Raw genomic sequence first — 15,717 nt, forward strand, 5'->3', positions numbered from 1 at the left:
CGAACGTGCTCGAACGTGCTGCGCAAGTGGATCCGCGAAGCGGAAGGCGACCCTGGATCGGCGTTTCCCGGCCACGGCAACATGAGGCCAGAGCAGCTTGAGATTGAGCGGCTGCGCCGCGAGTTGGCTCGGATGAAGGCGGAGCGCGACATCCTAAAAAAAGCGGCGGCCTACTTCGCGAAGGACTCGATATGAGGTTCGCCTTCATCGCGAAGCACCGGGGGATCTGGCCGGTATCGTGGATATGCGAGGCGCTCGGGGTCTCGCGCAGTGGCTTCCACGCCTGGCTGGTGCGTGCGCCGAGCGCGCGTTCGCGCAGCGACGAGGAGTTCGGCGCCAAGGTCCGGGCAAGTTTCCTCTACAGCTATCGCACCTATGGCGCACGCCGCGTCTGGCATGATCTTCTGGCCGAAGGCCTGTCATGCGGGCTGCACCGGGTCGAACGATTGATGCGGGCGCATGGTCTCAAGGCTCGCCCCCGGCGTCGCGGCCTGCCCAAGGACGAAGGCCAGCGATCGGTGATCGCCGGCAATGTGCTCGATCGTCAGTTCACCGCCGATGCGCCGAACCAGAAGTGGGTGGCAGACTTCACCTACATCTGGACGGCCGAAGGGTGGCTGTACGTTGCGGCCGTCATCGACCTGTTCTCACGCCGTGTCGTCGGCTGGTCGATGAGCGATGCGATGACGGCGCAGCTCGTTACCGACGCATTGGTCATGGCGATCTGGCGACGTGGCAGGCCCGACGCCCTGCTGCATCACTCGGACCAGGGCAGCCAATATACCAGCGAGCAGTTCCAGCGCCTGATGGCCGACAACGGCGTCACTTGCTCGATGAGCCGGTCCGGCAACGTCTGGGACAATGCCGCGATGGAGAGCTTCTTCTCCTCGCTCAAGACCGAACGGATCGCGCGGAAAACATACCGTTCCCGCAATCAGGCACGCGCGGATGTATTCGATTATATCGAGCGCTTCTACAATCCGACACGCAGGCACTCGACCCTGGGCTATCTCAGCCCCATGGACTTCGAGAAGCAGGCTAAGGTAGCCTAACCTGGTGTCCGTGGAACCGGGGGCAGCTCACTTTGGACAGGGTTGGGACCAGGAACTGCTCGACATATTCGATGAAGCTCTGGCCGTTGATCGGCTGGTCCAGCACGCATGGCGCATCGATCCGATCGCAACGTAACGCCGCCAGGAACGTCATCGTCTTCCAGTGGCCATAGGGCACCTTGGCGCGCAGCCGTTGCCCCTTCGGCGCCCACCCGCGCAAAGGCGCCATGTTCGTCTTGGCCCAAGTCTCGTCGATGAAAACGAGGCGGCGCGGATCGACGTTCTTCTGATATTTTCGCCATTGCTCGCGCCGCCGCGCAATCGCCGGCCGGTCCTGCTCAGCGGGAAGAACGCTTTTTTTTGAAGCTCAGTTCCTCGTCGTGCACAAAGGCCCACACCGAGCGATAGTCGACCTTGAGCCCGCGCACCTCGGCCAGTTCCACCACCAGCCCGCGAAGCGTGAAGGCCTTTTCCTTGCACCGCCCGATCAGCCAGGCGCGATGTTCCCCCCTGATCGTCTTCAGCTTGTGGCCGCCCATCTTACCCGGAGCCACGCTGCCCGTCCGGCGTGATCGCGCGACCCAGTTGATCGCCGTGCTCACCGCAACGCCAAAATGCGCCGCCGCACGGTTGCGCGACATGCCGCCGCTCTCCACCGCCGCAACCACACGCTCGCGCAGGTCATTCGAGTAGGGCTTTGCCATTCACGCTGGCCTCCAGTCCCAGCATGAAACTTGAATCAGATTTCCTTCGCCAAGGGAATCCCTCTCCGATTCAACCTCATCCCATCCCGCTCTAAGGGCAAGCCCCTTAGTCCAAAGCAACGGCGGTCCACGCGTTGCGCAGTCAAGCCTAATCGTCAGGCTCTCCGGGTCTGACGCGGGCACGCCCCTGTCGCCTCGCTTTAAGACGTTGGCCCATCGCCTGTGCGGCTCCGCAAGTAAGCGATCAGGCTGTGGATGGATGGCCCGACCAAAGAGCACACTGGGTCATTGCATTGCCTTGCGCTCGGCCAACAGGCTCCTTCTAGTCTAAGAGTGAACCTTCGCCGTCATCCCGATTCTATTCGCGCTTGATTCAAACAGACTTGGAGTCGGCGTACTCCAGCCATCGCGGTAATAGCATTTGCCGCGATCCGGACAGGAGTATGATCAATGAATTGCCCCGAGATTGGCCTTTTTTCACAGGGGGCGACCTTTGTCGTGCCGGCGAGCACCAACATCGTTCAGACGTCAGGCTACAGCGTGGCTGGCAAAGGTGCCGCGAGATATGCGGTTACGTCGAATACCGGTGCAAATGGTTACCGCTTCCAGTCGGCAGACGGTCGATGGTTCGAACTATCGGAGCCTGCTCCGTCTCCCGAAATGTTCGGAGCAATTGGTGACGGAGTGTCAGACGACACCAGCGCTCTGCAGGCCGCAATCACCTACGCTGCGGCTCGCCTTTTGCCGCTGCAACTCGCGGCGGCCTCCTATTCCATCTCGACGGTTGCCGTCTCGTCGAACGCGCGGATTCATGGCGCAGGCACAAATCTGACCAGCATCAACGGTCGCGCAGGCGCGGGCGCTGCTCCGCTCAACACGCTGGTGGTCGTCTCCAACATCGAACTCACCGACCTGACGGTGAACGGGCTTTCCAACGCGGACAATCGGCCGCTGATGTCGATCATGGCTGGAAGTAATATCGCTGTCGCCCGTGTACGGTTTTACCAGGGAATGAAGAGGTGGGCGCTGTCGTTGTTTTACGCCTCCGCTGGACGCAACCTCACCATCGATTCGTGCGTGTTTGATACGGTGCCTGCCGGCGGCATCCTGATTTCTGCCAATAATGGTATTGGCGTGCGCAATATCGTCGTTGAAAATTGCCTCTGGACGAACTGGGGCAACAATGGCTTTCAGATGAACAACAATGGCACCAATGCTTACGACACCTATGTCGACGTAAGGGTGTCCGATAACGTGATGACCGATCCGATTTTCGATCTGATCACATATTCCAATGGACCAATCCCGTTCGAACATTGGGGATGTACAAATTATGTCGCGAGCGGAAACATAATTGACGGTGGTACGCGTGGAATGACCGCTGGTGCGTACATGAAAAATGGAACGATCAGCGGAAATATCGTCCGAAATCAGACCGCATATTTTGCAGAGGCCGGGGTGCCCTGTCAGGATATTGTCGTAGCCAATAACTACGTAAAAGATTGCAATATGGGGATAGCTTGGACGGCAGCTGGTAGCCTGTCAAACTATGTCATTGACGGGAACGTGTTCGACGGGACCGGGGCCACGTCCTACAATTCCGGTAATCCAGCATCTATTTTCAAATCGTCCGGAGCCGGGGCGTCAAACTTATTCTACGATCTGGTTATCAGGAATAATTTGATCAAAAAGGCTGAGTTCACGCGGTTTGTTGCGGACATAAGGATCAATGATACCGACAAGCGATGCAGTGTTGAATTCAGCAGCAACAATGTCGTGCTGAATGACGCAAAATCTCCGCAAGTTGGCCTTAATATCAGCGGCTTTGCAGTGCTAATTAAGAATAACGTGATTCGCAGGACCGCCGACATCGACGGCTCGACTCACTATCAGGGTAATAGTGCGGGAGCCATGATTTCCGTCAGCAATCAGGCGGCGGGCTCGAGTTGCATCGTGACGGGAAATAGCTGCGAGAACCTGGGAACCGTGACGGGAAGCAACATATGCGGCGTCGGAAACATGGTCGCTGGCACTCTAGCCTTCCCGGGCGTCACCGTGATGGACAACACAGTTCTGGGATCGTTCGGAGTGAGCGGCTACGGTATCTATCTCCCCGCCACATCGGGTGACACGGTCGTCAAACAAAATTCGGTGGGGGGAGTCGTTCAAGGCACGCCGATCTCGCTCAACGCTGCCGTGCAATATTACGAGGCGCCAAACAAATTTACACGGTCGGCCGTGCCTGCTGCAGGAAATTGGGCGCTAGGCGACCTCGTCTTCAACAGTTCGCCAGCAGCGAGCGGTTTTGTCGGCTGGGTCTGCGTTGCTGGAGGTTCGCCGGGCACCTGGAAGACATTCGGCTCAATCGCCCCTTAAGCCAAATGGGCCGGTCATCGACCGGCCCAAACGGCATGCGCTATGGATAAGTCATAATCGCATTGCAGAGGAAATGACGGTGTCAGAGCACCTTCCCTAGAGGCTGCTATGAACCTGCGGCGATGGCGACGGCCTGCTTCATCATGAGGCATGCGAAAGCGACGACATGAAGTCCAGCGAGTGTTTGGGCATAGCGCTCATAGTCTTTGACGAGGCGCCGGAAGCGTGTCGCCCAGGCAAATGACCGTTCGACGACCCAGTGGTGCGGCAGCAGGACAAAGCCGCGCTTGGCCTCTGGCAGTTTGACTACTTCAAGGGCGATGCCATGATTGGCTGCGGCATCAGCGGCGCGCTCACCGGTATAGCCCTGGTCGACCAAGGCGATCTCGACATGGTCGTCGGTGACGGCCTGCACGGTGCGCGAGAGCCGTTCCACTTCACCCCGATCCTCGGCGCTGGCAGGCGTCACATGCAGCGCGAGCAGGTGGCCCAGCGTGTCGATCGCCATGTGGATCTTCGAGCCCTTCTTGCGTTTGCCACCGTCATAGCCCGCGCGCCCGCCGCTCTCGGGCGTGGAGCGCAACGTCCGGCTGTCGATGATCGCCGCGGACGGCTCGGGCTTGCGACCCGCCGCCAGCCGCAGCACCGCGCGCAAATCATCCACCAGCGCCTCGAAGCAGCCCGCTGCCAGCCGCTGCGTTTGTTGGTACACCGCGGCCCAAGGCGGCAGGTCGTTCGGCATCCACCGCCACGGCGCCCCCGTTTTCACGATATAGCGCAGGCCGTTAAAAACCTCCCGCAGGGTGTGCTCTCGTTGCCCAGCATTCTCCCGCTGCAACAACAGGTACGGCGCGACCAGCGACCATTCCTCATCGCTTACATCAGACTGATACGGCTTGCGGTTAATGCTCATCCATAAACGAATGAATCATACCGAATCTCAAGTCCATAACAGCCTCTAGCCAGGCCGGTTTTTCCTCGCTGATGCGGGAACGCTGCGATTACCCTAACCCGCCATCTGTTTTCGGCCACTCCTTACCTCAGGTTCGTTTCCGAGACTTGCCTTTCATCACCTTGCCCCCGATCGAAGGTCGTCGAGATAATCGGACCACCACTGCGCCATCCGGACCCGTTCGGCCCAGTGGGCACCTCGATGATAAGCAGCCCTGACCCTGTCCCTTTCACCATGAGCGAGAGCGCGTTCGATCGCATCAGAATGCCACAAGCCAGACTCGTTCAGCAGCGTGCTAGCCATCGCGCGAAACCCCTGGCTGGTCATTTCATCGGAGCCGTATCCCAAGCGTCGCAACGCTACGTTCAAGGTATTCTCGCAAATCGATCGTTTCGTCGTGTGAAGCGCCGGAAAGACGAACTCGCCGTCGCGAGCAACAGCGCGCAAATCGCGTAACAAGCACAGTGACTGCCGAGACAAAGGCACCGTGTGCGGCCGTTTCATCTTCATCCGTTCGGCCGGGATGCGCCAGATATTGTCCGTGAAATCGATCTCGCTCCATTTGGCCTGGCGCAGCTCGCCTGGCCGTAGAAATACGTGCGGCGCCAGTTTCAGTGCAATGACCGTTTCGGGGCGCCCTTCATATTCGTTGATCGCGCACAAGAGCGCACCGACCTTGGCCGGCTCAACGATCGCGGCATGGTGCTTTGTCTTGGGAACGATCAGTGCCCCGCGGAGAATGTCAGCGGGATTGTGTTCGGCGCGCAACGTTGCAAAGCCATAGCGAAACACACGCCCGGCGAACGACTGCAATCGACGCGCGGTTTCATGGTGTCCGCGGCGCTCAATTCGCTTCAATGCATCAAGCAACTCATGGGGTGTGAGCGAGGCGATCGGGCGGTCTGCAATCCCCTTGAGCAACTCGAGGAACCACCGCGCCTTCTTGATGGTGGCGGGAGACTTTCCCTCGCACTCCATCTTCTGGATGAATTCCTCGGCCACAAGCTTGAAGGTGGTTTGCGCCGCGAGGTCGGCCTTGTCTTTACGCTGACGCTGCGCTTCGACGGGATCGATCCCGTCGACCAGCTCGGCTCGCGCGACATCGCGCTGCTTGCGCGCCTCCTGCAAGGTGACGTCCGGGAATCTGCCCAGCGACAATTTTCGGTCGGTACCGAAAATCCGGTAGCGAAAACGCCATAGCAGTGCTCCGGAAGGTTGAACGAGCAGATAGAGGCCGTCTGAATCGGCAACCTTGTATGGGCGCTTGGCTGGTTTAAGCGCCCGAATCTCCACAACCGTAAGCATGGGGCCACGCCTCCTTGAACTATTCATAGCCCCGCGATTTGTGGCCCCTTTCTGAGCGGGCTGCAGCGGGACATAAAGAGATTCAATGGGACCGCTGAGGGTCAGTTTACTGCAGATTTCTCCGATTTTCTGGGGGTGTTCTCCTTATGAACTGGTGCCGCTTACAGGACTCGAACCTGTGACCCCCGCATTACGAATGCGATGCTCTACCAACTGAGCTAAAGCGGCATATCCCCGGTGCGGCCCTGCACGGGCTGTCGCGAGGGGGCGGCGCTTCTGCTTTGTTATTTTAACCTCGCTGTCGGATGCCGTGCGCGGCTCACACGTCCTTGAGACGCAAGGCCTGCGCATCGTCTGCGATCACCGGGGGCTTCGTTCGGTATCGTGCGGTGTAGAGCAAGCCTCCAACATGTTCTTCCCGACTCGCCTCTCCATAGAACATCGGCTTCCTTAGCCAGGCGTCGACAGCCGACTCACGCCAGCCAACGCCACGGATGCTTATCTGGACGTTCTTCGGAAATGTGCCGCTCTCGATCTTCCGATACAGCGTCGATCGGCTGAGCCCGGTGCGCTCCAGCACGGTTTTCAGCCGGAGAATTCGGTCGGGGTTCTCTGTCATGGTGATCCTGTCTGCATTGCTCCCCGCAGACAGGATCGGGATCGTGGATACAGACGCAAGGGGGAAGACCCGTATTGCAGCCGCGGTCGTTATATGGCGTTCAAATAGATGCACTGGCGTAAGGGCTGCTCCGGAGCAGTAAGTCATAGTCCGTCTCGCGCCCGTGGCGCGACCGCGCTCTATGCCGCTTCGCTCCACCGAGCCGCTACGCGTCTCGTCGGCACGGCCGTGACGATCGCTGACGGCGGATTGATCCCGGGGATCAATCCGCGCCGGACGTGCCGTCCGGCATGCGGGCATCGCTGTGCGATGGCGTTGGCCTCCGGCACTCGAACTGGCGGGGTCGGCGTCGCTTCCCACTAGTCCCGCAGCGGCGGCCAGCAACCCGAGGCGAGCCTCGGGTGCGGCACTGCGTTGGCCCCTTCGGGTGCAACCCGCCGCTCTTGCGGGACTGCCGGTCCGCTCCTGCCGCCGACCCCGCCATTCCGGCGCCGGTTGCGGTGGTTGAGAAGGAGCGAGGCAGTGAGGAAGCAAGTTCAGGCGCGGCATCCGGCCACCAGTCTTTATGCCGAGGTGACCGATCGGATCATTGCCGAGTTGGCGGCGGGACGGCTGCCCTGGGTCCAGCCATGGGGAGATACGGGGGCGAATGTGGGCATGCCCTGCAACGCCGGGACCGGGCGGCGCTATTCCGGGATCAATGTACTGATCCTGTGGGCGACCGTAACGAAGCGCGGGTTTTCGTCGCAGCGCTGGCTCACCTATCGGCAGGCGCAGGCATTGGGCGGCAATATCAGGAAAGGGGAGGCCGGCACCACCATCTGCTACGCTGACCGGTTCACGCCGAAGGATCGGGGCGACAGCGAGCGGGACGGTGAGGTGGCACGGCAGGTCGCGTTCCTCAAGCGCTTCACGGTGTTCAACGTCGATCAGTGCGAAGGCCTCGGGCCTGATCTTGTCCCTGCGCCGGTGGCGTTGCCGGATGAGCAGATCGTGCCGGTGGCCGATGACCTGATCGCCGCGAGCGGCGTGGACTTCCGGGTCGGTGGATTGCGGGCCTTTTATGTGTCGCTGGAAGATTTCGTGATGGTGCCGCCGCGGCGGGCCTATTTCGACGAGATCAACGCGTATCGGACATGGCTGCATGAGCTTGTCCATGCGACCGGTCATGTTTCGCGGCTCGGGCGGGATCTTACCAACCCGTTCGGGTCGGCGGGCTATGCGCGCGAGGAACTGATCGCGGAGATGGGATCTGCGTTCCTGTGCGCGTCGCTCGGAATTGTGCCGACCGTCCGGCACGCCGATTATATCAGTGCATGGCTCGAGGTTCTGCGCAACGACAATCGCGCCATCTTCCGTGCGGCGGGTGCCGCGAGCAAGGCGGCCGACTGGCTGCTTGAGCGGCATGCTGACGCGTGTCGCCAATATGCGCAGGAGGAAGCGGCATGATCGCCGCGGAACGCGAGGCCGAACGCCTCATCCGCCTTGCGGCCGCGATCATTACGCTCCCGATGGCCGAGCGCGCGGTCTATCTGCTCAGCGCGGTCGATGGTCTCGACTATCCCCAGATCGGGTTTCGGCTTGGCCTCACGGTCGACGATGTCGAACGGCATATGGCAGGCGCAATGCGAGCATTGCACCGTGAACTGTACGATGGGGACGGACTCGAGAAAACTCTGAAATGAACGCGATTCGCGCGGTGCCCGGCTTTCCGGCTGGGCATCGCCGGATCGATCCGGCCAGAGTGATGCCAATGCGTACCGACCTCGATCATCTCCCGCCTGCCAAGCAGCGCGAGCACCAACGTGTCGTGCAGATCCTGTTCGAGGAATTCGGGGTCGCGACCGCGCTCGCGACCCTGTGCGAGGACGAGACGGTGAAACCTACAGCCTGATCTGGTCGCGCCAGCAGGCGCCGCCAACAACGACTGACCGAAAGGTCGCCCCGCCCGGCAGTGCCGGGCGGGGCTTTGCGACGTCCATCCGCAAAGGCAGAAATCCTGATCGGCCGCTTTTCGTATCGGCGGCGCTCGCCGTTCCACCCATCACGGGAGAGGCTTCCCCGCCCGGGCGAATAGCCCGATCCCGGCGGTTTCCGTCGGGACCGCCCAACGTCGTCGCCGACCGGCGAACTCCCGCCAATCCGCGGCAGAAACAGGCGACCGGTTCTCCCCGTCACGGTCGGATGATGCGCAGAATCCGGACCTTCCGGCCATTCCGGCACGCGCACATCCATGCCTGCAACTGGATGGAGCTGGCGATCACCGCCCGTCGTCCGCTGGAGGTCACCAATGACGATGCCGGAAACCCGTGCGACTCAACGCTATCTGCGCACGCCCGATGCCGCGCTCATTCTCGGCCTCTCGGCACGTACGCTCGAGAAGCATCGTTGCTACGGCACGGGTCCCGTCTTCCACAAACTCGGTGGCCGGGTAGTCTATGCGCTGGATGACCTGCAATCCTGGGCCGAGCAAGGTGCCCGGCGCTCGACCTCCGATCCGGGCACTGGCGTGGTACACCCCGCCAAGCGCCTCGACCCGGCCGTTCTCGGTGCGGCCGGCCCGATACGGCGCTGACGATGGCCGTGCAGCGATCCATCGAGCGTTCTCAGCTCGACCTGTTCCGTTCGATCCCCGGCGATATCGCACCACGGGATGCCCAGGACCTGATGGCCTGGCCGTTCTTCAGCCTCGCCAAGTCGAAGCGTGTGACGCCGATTGACTTCCATATGGGCGACACCTGGATTGTGGTCGAGGCGACGCCCGAGCACGGTATGGCGACCATCTGGGATGCCGATGTGCTGATCTGGGCGGCGAGCCAGATCGTCGAGGCGCGCGATGTCGGCCGCCCGACCTCGCGGCTGATGGCGACCACGCCGCATGAGATCCTGACCTTTATCGGCCGCGGCACCGGGCGCGACAATTACGACCGCCTGAAAGCCGCGCTCGACCGGCTCCAGTCGACCACCATCGCGACATCGATCCGCCAGCCGCTTCAGCGGCGCCGGCACCGCTTCTCCTGGATCAACGAATGGAAGGAGCGGCTCGACGGCGACGGACGTCCGCTCGGCATCGAGATGATCGTGCCCGACTGGTTTTTCGCCGGCGTCATGGATCAGGCACTCGTGCTGACGATCGACCGGGCTTATTTTGATCTGACCGGCGGTATCGAGCGGTGGCTCTACAGGATCGTGCGCAAACATGGCGGGCGCCAGACCGGCGGGTGGAGCTTCGATCTCGCCCATCTCCATTTCAAGTCCGGCGTGCTGTCGCCCCTGAAGCGTTTCAACTTCGAGTTGCGCGGCATCGTCCGCCGTCAACCGTTTCCCGGCTACCGTCTCGCGCTCGAGACCGAGCTCGGTCGGGAACGCCTGCGGTTCGTCTCGATCCCTGAGGATTCCTTCGACGTCGCCATGCGTCGGGTCGGTCTCGCGCCTGTGGATAACAGGTGATGGGAGTCGTCCTATCAGGAACCGCCAGAGTCGTCCTATCGGGAACCGATGAGTCGTCCTATCAGGAACCGAGATCGGCCCTAAGGCACAGAAATCATTGCCAGAATCCTCCCCTTAACTTAGCTAACATAGAATCCTTCGGATTCTTTCTAACGCTAGACGCACGGCATTGGCCTGTGGACATCGCACGTGCCGGAGCACGGCGATGATCGTCGCGCTGCTCAACCAGAAGGGTGGTGTCGGCAAGTCGACGCTGGCGCTTCACCTCGCCGGCCAATGGGCCCGTGAGGGCAAACGCGTTGTTCTGGTCGATGCTGACCCGCAGGGATCTGCGCTCGACTGGTCGCAAGCACGCGGGGCAGCTGCCCTTCCGCGGCTGTTCGCCGTGCTCAGCCTCGCCCGCGATACGCTCCACCGCGAAGCACCGGAGCTCGCACGTCACACCGATCATGTGGTGATCGACGGACCGCCGCGCGTCGCCAGCCTGATGCGATCGGCCTTGCCCGCCGCCGACCTTGTCCTGATCCGCGTTCAGCCATCGCCGTTCGACGGATGGGCATCGGCCGAGATGCTGGCGCTGCTGGCCGAGGCGCGCATTTATCGCCCCGAACTCGCCGCAAGGTTCGTTCTCAACCGGTGCATTGGGCGCACCGTGATCGCGCGAGCGACCGCCGTTGCGCTGGCGGATCACGATCCGCCGCTGCTCGGCACGCGCGTCGGTCAGCGTGTCATTTTCGCGCACGCCGCGCAGCATGGCCGGCTCGCGTTCGAGATCGAAGAGGACGGCCCCGCCGCGCGCGAGGTCGCGCAGCTCGCCGCCGAAATCGAGGGGATCGTCCCGTGAGCGATCGACCCGCCAATGCCGGGTTCGTGTCGCGTCCGGGTGACGCTGCCCGCTGGATCAAGGCCGCCAACGGTCCAGCCGACGCCAGACCGATTGCCGCAGGTGGCTTCACCGCCCGGCTCACCATCTATGTCGCGCCGGCGCTCCGGCAGCGGATGAAGCTCGTCGCTGTCCAGCGCGGCACGACCGTCGCTGACATCCAGCGGACTCTGTTCGCGCGCGAATTTCCCGAAAGCCGAGGAGAGAACTGATGATCGATGGTGCGCGCTCAAACGCGAGCGGGAGATTGGCACCCGCCTCCCTCGCAGGAGACGGCCTTACCCATGTCGAACTGACATGGATCGAGAAGCGGACCGAGCATTGGATCCGCTTTGGCCGCATCGCCCATGACCGGATCGTCGATCGTCGGCACCGCACCGTCAGCTTCAGGCCAGGCGAGGTATTTGCGTTCGTCCGCTGGGCGTCAAACCTGTTCGGGACGATCCTGTCGCGTATCAAGATCGTCCAGCCGGTCGCAATCGGTGAGGTCTATTCGACGCTGCCGTTCGTGCGGCCGGGTGGCGAGTTGCTGCTGTCGATCCATGGCTGGCCGAAGGTCGAACGCGTCGTCCAGGCGATAGACGCCATCGAGGTCGCGAGCGTCGATCCGTGCGACGCGGCGCCCGACCACTGGTACCATGTCCATAATCGGCTGACGGCCGGGATCGAACCGAGGGTCTATTCGGTCGACCGCCACCGCGCCTGGCTCCAGCGCCGGGAGCTGCAGGCATGACCCGGTTCGGCTATGTGATGGTGGCGTATTTCGCCACCATGGCGACGATCGTTACCGCCTTCATCCATCCGTCGCCGAGACTGATCTGGAACGCCAGTGCGAGCGTGCCCGTAGGCTTGTACCGGATGAGCTCGGCGCCGGCGCCGAAGGTCGGCGACCTGGTCGCCGTCTTGCCGCCCGATCAGCTCGCCGGCTTCCTTGCCGAGCGCCATTATCTGCCGCGCGGCGTGCCGATGCTGAAGCATGTTATCGGCGTTTCCGGGCAGCGCGTTTGCCGCCATGGATACCGCATCACCGTCGACGGAAAGCATCTCGGCGACGCTCGCGATCGAGACCATCTCGGGCGCGAATTGCCCGTCTGGAAGGGGTGCCACGCGCTCGCGCGTGGCGACATCTTCCTGATGAATCCCGACGCCCTGGACAGCTTCGACGGCCGCTATTTCGGGCCACTTCCAGCGACCACGATCACCGGCCGCCTGACGCCGCTCTGGATCACGCGAGAGCATGATCGCGCCGCGCCCCCGCCGAAATCCACGCACTGAAACACCTCGATCCCGAGCAAGAGGAGCATGTAATGACGCAAATTGGTCGCTTTACCCGAACCGCTGACGGCTTCCACGGGCATATCGAAACGCTCAGCCTGAACGTCGAACTCTGCCTCGTTCCGGCTGACGCCGATGGGGAAAATGCGCCGGACTACCGCATTCATCTCGGCGCTGACGGCGGGGGATTGGAGGTCGGCGCTGGTTGGAAGCGGATCGGGGAGCGCGCCGGCGCCTATGTGTCGCTGCTGATCGAAGATCCGGCGCTCGCCCGTTCGATCAGCGCTAACCTGTTTCAGTCAAACCGCGAAGGGGAGCAGCATCATCCGGTGTGGAATCGCCCGTCACGGCGCGGCTCCCGGAGTTGATCCGGTGCGCCCATTGCGTCTTCCGGCTGCGCTCCTGCTCATCGGTGTTGGGTTGGCGCCGGCGTCAATGGCTGCCGCCGCGCCGGTCCTCCGTGGCGCACCCGCTGCTGATAGCGTCGCCTCTTATGTTGCGGAGGCCGCGCGCCGTTTCTCAATTCCGGGAAGCTGGATCTATGCGGTGATGCGCGTCGAAAGCGCGGGAGATCCGCGTGTCGTGTCGCCAAAGGGCGCGACCGGGCTCATGCAGATCATGCCCGCTACCTGGGCCGATCTGCGCGCACGTTACGGCCTTGGAGACGATATCTACGACCCGCGCGACAACATCATGGCGGGTGCTGCCTTCCTGCGTGAAATGTATGACCGCTACGGCGCCCCGGGCTTTCTCGCTGCCTATAATGCCGGTCCCGGCCGCTACGAAAATCACCTGGCGACGGGCCGTCCCTTGCCCGCTGAGACCATCGCCTATGTGGACAGGCTCGCGCCGATCATTGGCGGAACATCGCCTGATCGCGCCGCATTTGCCGTTCCCGATCCTCGAGCATGGACACGCGCCGCGCTGTTCGCGGGGCGGTCCGACACGCCTGTCGTTCACGATACCGATGCGGTTGAAGCGGCATCCGAACCGCCGTCCGTGCCCCCTTATTCGGTCGACAGGGCAGCAACCAGGCCGGTCTCGATCGGCCTCTTCATCCCTCTTTCCGGCAAGGTCGCGCGGTGATGTGGCATGGCGGTCTCTGGCGTGGACTGGTGCAGTGTTTCGGTGCGTCGGTGGGATCGCAGTTTTTCGGAAGTGCTGAGGAAAATCGATGGCGAGATAAAAGCGGCGCCGTCAGACTGGCCGCATGTGGTTGGATAGGCAGGGGAATTTCGGCTGGCGCCTTTTTGAAGCGGCTGGCACATTTTTCACATTCCGATGTCTTTTCAGCTGATTGGGGGCTGGCACGTCAACTTCCTGCCCCGGTGTCGCTCCCATGAGCAGCGACGGCGAGGATTTCCGGGTCAGGCCGGGAAAGGTGCGGGATGGGGGTTCGGCCTCGGGCCGCAAGGCCCGCACGCTTGCGGCTCAGGTTCGTCGGGCAGCGGCCACGGCAGGCTATGCCCGCCGCGCGCCCGGGTCGGGCAGAGCTGTTGGTACCGGCCATCGTGGCCGAGGCCGCAGCGCGGCGCTGCGCGCCCGCTTCCGGGCGAACGGGCGTCGCGTCGTCATCAAGGCGCGTGTGGTGCGCCATAAGGGCGCGCGATTCCGTGCCGCGCCGCTCGCGCGTCATGTTGCTTATCTCGAGCGTGACGGCGTGACCCGTGACGGGCGCGACGCCAATCTCTTCGACGCGCGTTCCGACCAGGCGGACGGCGATGCCCTTGCCGGGCGGTGCGAGGATGACCGGCATCATTTCCGGTTCATCGTCTCGCCCGAGGAGGCCGGCGAGATGGCCGACCTGCGCGCCTTCACCCGCGAACTGATGGCCGACATGGCGAAGGACCTCGACACCGAACTGGACTGGGTGGCGGTCGATCACTGGAACACCGACAATCCTCATATCCATGTGCTGGTGCGTGGCCGTGCATCGGACGGTACCGACCTCGTCATCGACCGGGACTATATCCGCGAAGGGATGCGCGCCCGGGCCGAGGAGCGCGTCACGATCGAACTCGGTCCGCGCAGCGAGCGCGATATCCGGGCGTCGCTGGAACGCGAGGTCGAGGCTGATCGCTGGACCGGCCTCGATCGCCGGCTGCAGCGCATGGCGGACGATGAGGCCGGTATTGTTGATCTACGGCCCGGCGGGCGTGACCCCGATCCAGACACGCGGCGGCTGATGCTCGGTCGCGCGGCGAAGCTCGAACGGCTTGGTCTGGCGGACCGGGTTGACCCGGCCTGCTGGACCCTGAAGCCGGCTATCGAGCAGACACTTCGCGATCTCTCCATCCGCACCGACATCATCAAGACGATGCACGGCGCGATGGCGGGCGGAGATCGGGCGCCGGATCTGGCCAGCTTCGCGCTCCACGGCGACGTTCCCGCCGAGCCGATCGTCGGCCGGCTTATCGAGCGCGGCCTGCATGACGAACTGATCGGCAGCGCTTATGCCGTGATCGATGGCGCGGACGGCCGCGCGCACCATGTGCGCTTCGGCGACATCGACATGACCGGCGACGCAAGGCCCGGTGCGATTGTCGAGCTGCGCAGCTGGCCCGACGCGAAGGGCAGTGCGCGGCTGTCGCTCGCAACCCGGTCTGACATCCCGCTCGATCAGCAGGTGACGGCGCCCGGCGCCACGTGGCTCGACCGCCAGCTCGTCGCACGGGAGCCGGTAGCGACCGGCGGCGGGTTCGGACGGGACATCCGCGAGGCCATGGAAGCGCGCGCCGACCACCTTGTCAGGGAGGGTCTCGCGCGCCGCCAGGGCGAGCGGATCATCTTCGCAAACAGCATGATCGAGACGCTCAAGACCCGTGACCTGGACGACACTGTCGCGAAGATCGCCGAGCGCACGGGCCTGCCGCATCGTCCGTCTGCTGTCGGCGAGCATGTCAGCGGCGTGTTCCGCGAACGGGTCACGCTGGCGTCGGGCCGCTTCGCGATGATCGACGATGGGCTCGGCTTCCAGCTCGTGCCGTGGCGACCGGCACTCGACCAGCATCTCGGCCGCCACATCACCGGCACGATGTCGCCCGGCGGCGGCGTCGACTGGAGCCTCGGGAGAACTCGGGGGCTCGGCTTGTGATCATGTT

At 62.9% G+C, this 15,717-nt stretch carries 15 protein-coding genes, 1 tRNA gene and 3 pseudogenes; 14 read left to right on the plus strand and 5 right to left on the minus strand.

Annotated elements, in window-relative coordinates; all coding sequences use genetic code 11:
- A protein-coding gene (locus AC1DT7_RS21110) for an IS3 family transposase (protein WP_478038151.1) occupies nucleotides 1-1,052 on the plus strand; the annotation gives its coding sequence in 2 pieces (ribosomal slippage) (nucleotides 1-166 and nucleotides 166-1,052; 1,053 coding nt annotated over the 2 pieces). This gene is flagged as partial in the annotation.
- A 37-nt stretch (nucleotides 1,053-1,089) separates the two neighbouring features.
- Here AC1DT7_RS21110 and AC1DT7_RS21115 read toward each other — a convergent pair.
- Nucleotides 1,090-1,756 (minus strand): annotated as a pseudogene (locus AC1DT7_RS21115) (IS630 family transposase); the annotation flags it as partial.
- Nucleotides 1,757-2,206: 450 nt separating this feature from the next.
- On the opposite strand from AC1DT7_RS21115, the gene AC1DT7_RS21120 reads away from it, so the two are divergent.
- Complete coding sequence (locus AC1DT7_RS21120; protein ID WP_478038152.1) at nucleotides 2,207-4,132, plus strand: glycosyl hydrolase family 28-related protein; 1,926 nt, start codon at nucleotides 2,207-2,209, stop codon at nucleotides 4,130-4,132.
- Nucleotides 4,133-4,238: 106 nt separating this feature from the next.
- Here the strand turns inward: AC1DT7_RS21120 and AC1DT7_RS21125 are convergent, their stop codons facing one another.
- The 4 genes and pseudogenes from AC1DT7_RS21125 to AC1DT7_RS21140 form a co-directional block, all read right to left on the minus strand.
- Complete coding sequence (locus AC1DT7_RS21125; protein ID WP_478038153.1) at nucleotides 4,239-5,045, minus strand: IS5 family transposase; 807 nt, start codon at nucleotides 5,043-5,045, stop codon at nucleotides 4,239-4,241.
- A gap of 156 nt (nucleotides 5,046-5,201) precedes the next feature.
- Complete coding sequence (locus AC1DT7_RS21130; protein ID WP_478038154.1) at nucleotides 5,202-6,389, minus strand: tyrosine-type recombinase/integrase; 1,188 nt, start codon at nucleotides 6,387-6,389, stop codon at nucleotides 5,202-5,204.
- A 152-nt stretch (nucleotides 6,390-6,541) separates the two neighbouring features.
- Nucleotides 6,542-6,617: transfer RNA gene (locus tag AC1DT7_RS21135), tRNA-Thr, on the minus strand.
- Between the two features lie 205 nt (nucleotides 6,618-6,822).
- A pseudogene (locus tag AC1DT7_RS21140) lies at nucleotides 6,823-7,008 on the minus strand (helix-turn-helix transcriptional regulator); the annotation flags it as partial.
- Nucleotides 7,009-7,530: 522 nt separating this feature from the next.
- On the opposite strand from AC1DT7_RS21140, the gene AC1DT7_RS21145 reads away from it, so the two are divergent.
- The 12 genes and pseudogenes from AC1DT7_RS21145 to AC1DT7_RS21200 all read left to right on the plus strand — a co-directional run bounded on the left by AC1DT7_RS21145 (nucleotide 7,531) and on the right by AC1DT7_RS21200 (nucleotide 15,710).
- The gene (locus AC1DT7_RS21145; protein ID WP_478038155.1) at nucleotides 7,531-8,457 is read left to right on the plus strand and encodes an ArdC family protein; all 927 of its coding nucleotides are present in this window, start codon (nucleotides 7,531-7,533) and stop codon (nucleotides 8,455-8,457) included.
- Nucleotides 8,454-8,693: a sigma factor-like helix-turn-helix DNA-binding protein gene (locus tag AC1DT7_RS21150; RefSeq protein WP_478038156.1), complete on the plus strand. Its 240-nt coding sequence runs from the start codon at nucleotides 8,454-8,456 to the stop codon at nucleotides 8,691-8,693. The genes AC1DT7_RS21145 and AC1DT7_RS21150 overlap by 4 nt, the downstream gene beginning before the upstream one ends.
- Before the next feature lie 68 nt (nucleotides 8,694-8,761).
- Nucleotides 8,762-8,866: pseudogene (locus tag AC1DT7_RS21155) on the plus strand (nucleotidyltransferase); the annotation flags it as partial.
- A 432-nt stretch (nucleotides 8,867-9,298) separates the two neighbouring features.
- Nucleotides 9,299-9,583: a helix-turn-helix transcriptional regulator gene (locus AC1DT7_RS21160; protein ID WP_478038157.1), complete on the plus strand. Its 285-nt coding sequence runs from the start codon at nucleotides 9,299-9,301 to the stop codon at nucleotides 9,581-9,583.
- 2 nt (nucleotides 9,584-9,585) lie between these two features.
- Nucleotides 9,586-10,458, plus strand: a complete 873-nt coding sequence (locus tag AC1DT7_RS21165; protein ID WP_478038158.1) for a replication initiator protein A — start codon at nucleotides 9,586-9,588, stop codon at nucleotides 10,456-10,458.
- Between the two features lie 205 nt (nucleotides 10,459-10,663).
- The gene (gene parA, locus AC1DT7_RS21170) at nucleotides 10,664-11,302 is read left to right on the plus strand and encodes a ParA family partition ATPase (protein ID WP_478038159.1); all 639 of its coding nucleotides are present in this window, start codon (nucleotides 10,664-10,666) and stop codon (nucleotides 11,300-11,302) included.
- Nucleotides 11,299-11,553: a hypothetical protein gene (locus AC1DT7_RS21175; RefSeq protein WP_478038160.1), complete on the plus strand. Its 255-nt coding sequence runs from the start codon at nucleotides 11,299-11,301 to the stop codon at nucleotides 11,551-11,553. Before parA ends, AC1DT7_RS21175 begins: the two co-directional genes overlap by 4 nt.
- The gene (locus AC1DT7_RS21180; RefSeq protein WP_478038161.1) at nucleotides 11,553-12,074 is read left to right on the plus strand and encodes a DUF2840 domain-containing protein; all 522 of its coding nucleotides are present in this window, start codon (nucleotides 11,553-11,555) and stop codon (nucleotides 12,072-12,074) included. Before AC1DT7_RS21175 ends, AC1DT7_RS21180 begins: the two co-directional genes overlap by 1 nt.
- Nucleotides 12,071-12,616, plus strand: a complete 546-nt coding sequence (locus tag AC1DT7_RS21185; protein ID WP_478038162.1) for a S26 family signal peptidase — start codon at nucleotides 12,071-12,073, stop codon at nucleotides 12,614-12,616. Before AC1DT7_RS21180 ends, AC1DT7_RS21185 begins: the two co-directional genes overlap by 4 nt.
- Nucleotides 12,617-12,648: 32 nt before the next feature.
- Nucleotides 12,649-12,984: a DUF736 domain-containing protein gene (locus tag AC1DT7_RS21190; RefSeq protein WP_478038163.1), complete on the plus strand. Its 336-nt coding sequence runs from the start codon at nucleotides 12,649-12,651 to the stop codon at nucleotides 12,982-12,984.
- Nucleotides 12,985-13,165: 181 nt separating this feature from the next.
- Nucleotides 13,166-13,702, plus strand: coding sequence for a lytic transglycosylase domain-containing protein (locus AC1DT7_RS21195; RefSeq protein WP_478038200.1), 537 nt, complete (start codon nucleotides 13,166-13,168; stop codon nucleotides 13,700-13,702).
- 253 nt (nucleotides 13,703-13,955) lie between these two features.
- Nucleotides 13,956-15,710, plus strand: a complete 1,755-nt coding sequence (locus AC1DT7_RS21200) for a relaxase/mobilization nuclease domain-containing protein (protein WP_478038164.1) — start codon at nucleotides 13,956-13,958, stop codon at nucleotides 15,708-15,710.
- Nucleotides 15,711-15,717 lie beyond the last annotated feature (7 nt).

The sequence above is a fragment of the Sphingomonas sp. P3_C6 genome, assembly GCF_056402595.1.

What these genes read in the sequence shown, in the direction of transcription:
- AC1DT7_RS21120 (WP_478038152.1), top strand. Translation starts at nt 2,207, where the DNA reads ATGAATTGCCCCGAGATTGGCCTTTTTTCACAGGGGGCGACCTTTGTC.
- AC1DT7_RS21125 (WP_478038153.1), bottom strand. Translation starts at nt 5,045, where the DNA reads ATGAGCATTAACCGCAAGCCGTATCAGTCTGATGTAAGCGATGAGGAA.
- AC1DT7_RS21130 (WP_478038154.1), bottom strand. Translation starts at nt 6,389, where the DNA reads ATGCTTACGGTTGTGGAGATTCGGGCGCTTAAACCAGCCAAGCGCCCA.
- AC1DT7_RS21150 (WP_478038156.1), top strand. Translation starts at nt 8,454, where the DNA reads ATGATCGCCGCGGAACGCGAGGCCGAACGCCTCATCCGCCTTGCGGCC.
- AC1DT7_RS21160 (WP_478038157.1), top strand. Translation starts at nt 9,299, where the DNA reads ATGACGATGCCGGAAACCCGTGCGACTCAACGCTATCTGCGCACGCCC.
- AC1DT7_RS21165 (WP_478038158.1), top strand. Translation starts at nt 9,586, where the DNA reads ATGGCCGTGCAGCGATCCATCGAGCGTTCTCAGCTCGACCTGTTCCGT.
- parA (WP_478038159.1), top strand. Translation starts at nt 10,664, where the DNA reads ATGATCGTCGCGCTGCTCAACCAGAAGGGTGGTGTCGGCAAGTCGACG.
- AC1DT7_RS21180 (WP_478038161.1), top strand. Translation starts at nt 11,553, where the DNA reads ATGATCGATGGTGCGCGCTCAAACGCGAGCGGGAGATTGGCACCCGCC.
- AC1DT7_RS21185 (WP_478038162.1), top strand. Translation starts at nt 12,071, where the DNA reads ATGACCCGGTTCGGCTATGTGATGGTGGCGTATTTCGCCACCATGGCG.
- AC1DT7_RS21190 (WP_478038163.1), top strand. Translation starts at nt 12,649, where the DNA reads ATGACGCAAATTGGTCGCTTTACCCGAACCGCTGACGGCTTCCACGGG.
- AC1DT7_RS21195 (WP_478038200.1), top strand. Translation starts at nt 13,166, where the DNA reads ATGCGCGTCGAAAGCGCGGGAGATCCGCGTGTCGTGTCGCCAAAGGGC.
- AC1DT7_RS21200 (WP_478038164.1), top strand. Translation starts at nt 13,956, where the DNA reads ATGAGCAGCGACGGCGAGGATTTCCGGGTCAGGCCGGGAAAGGTGCGG.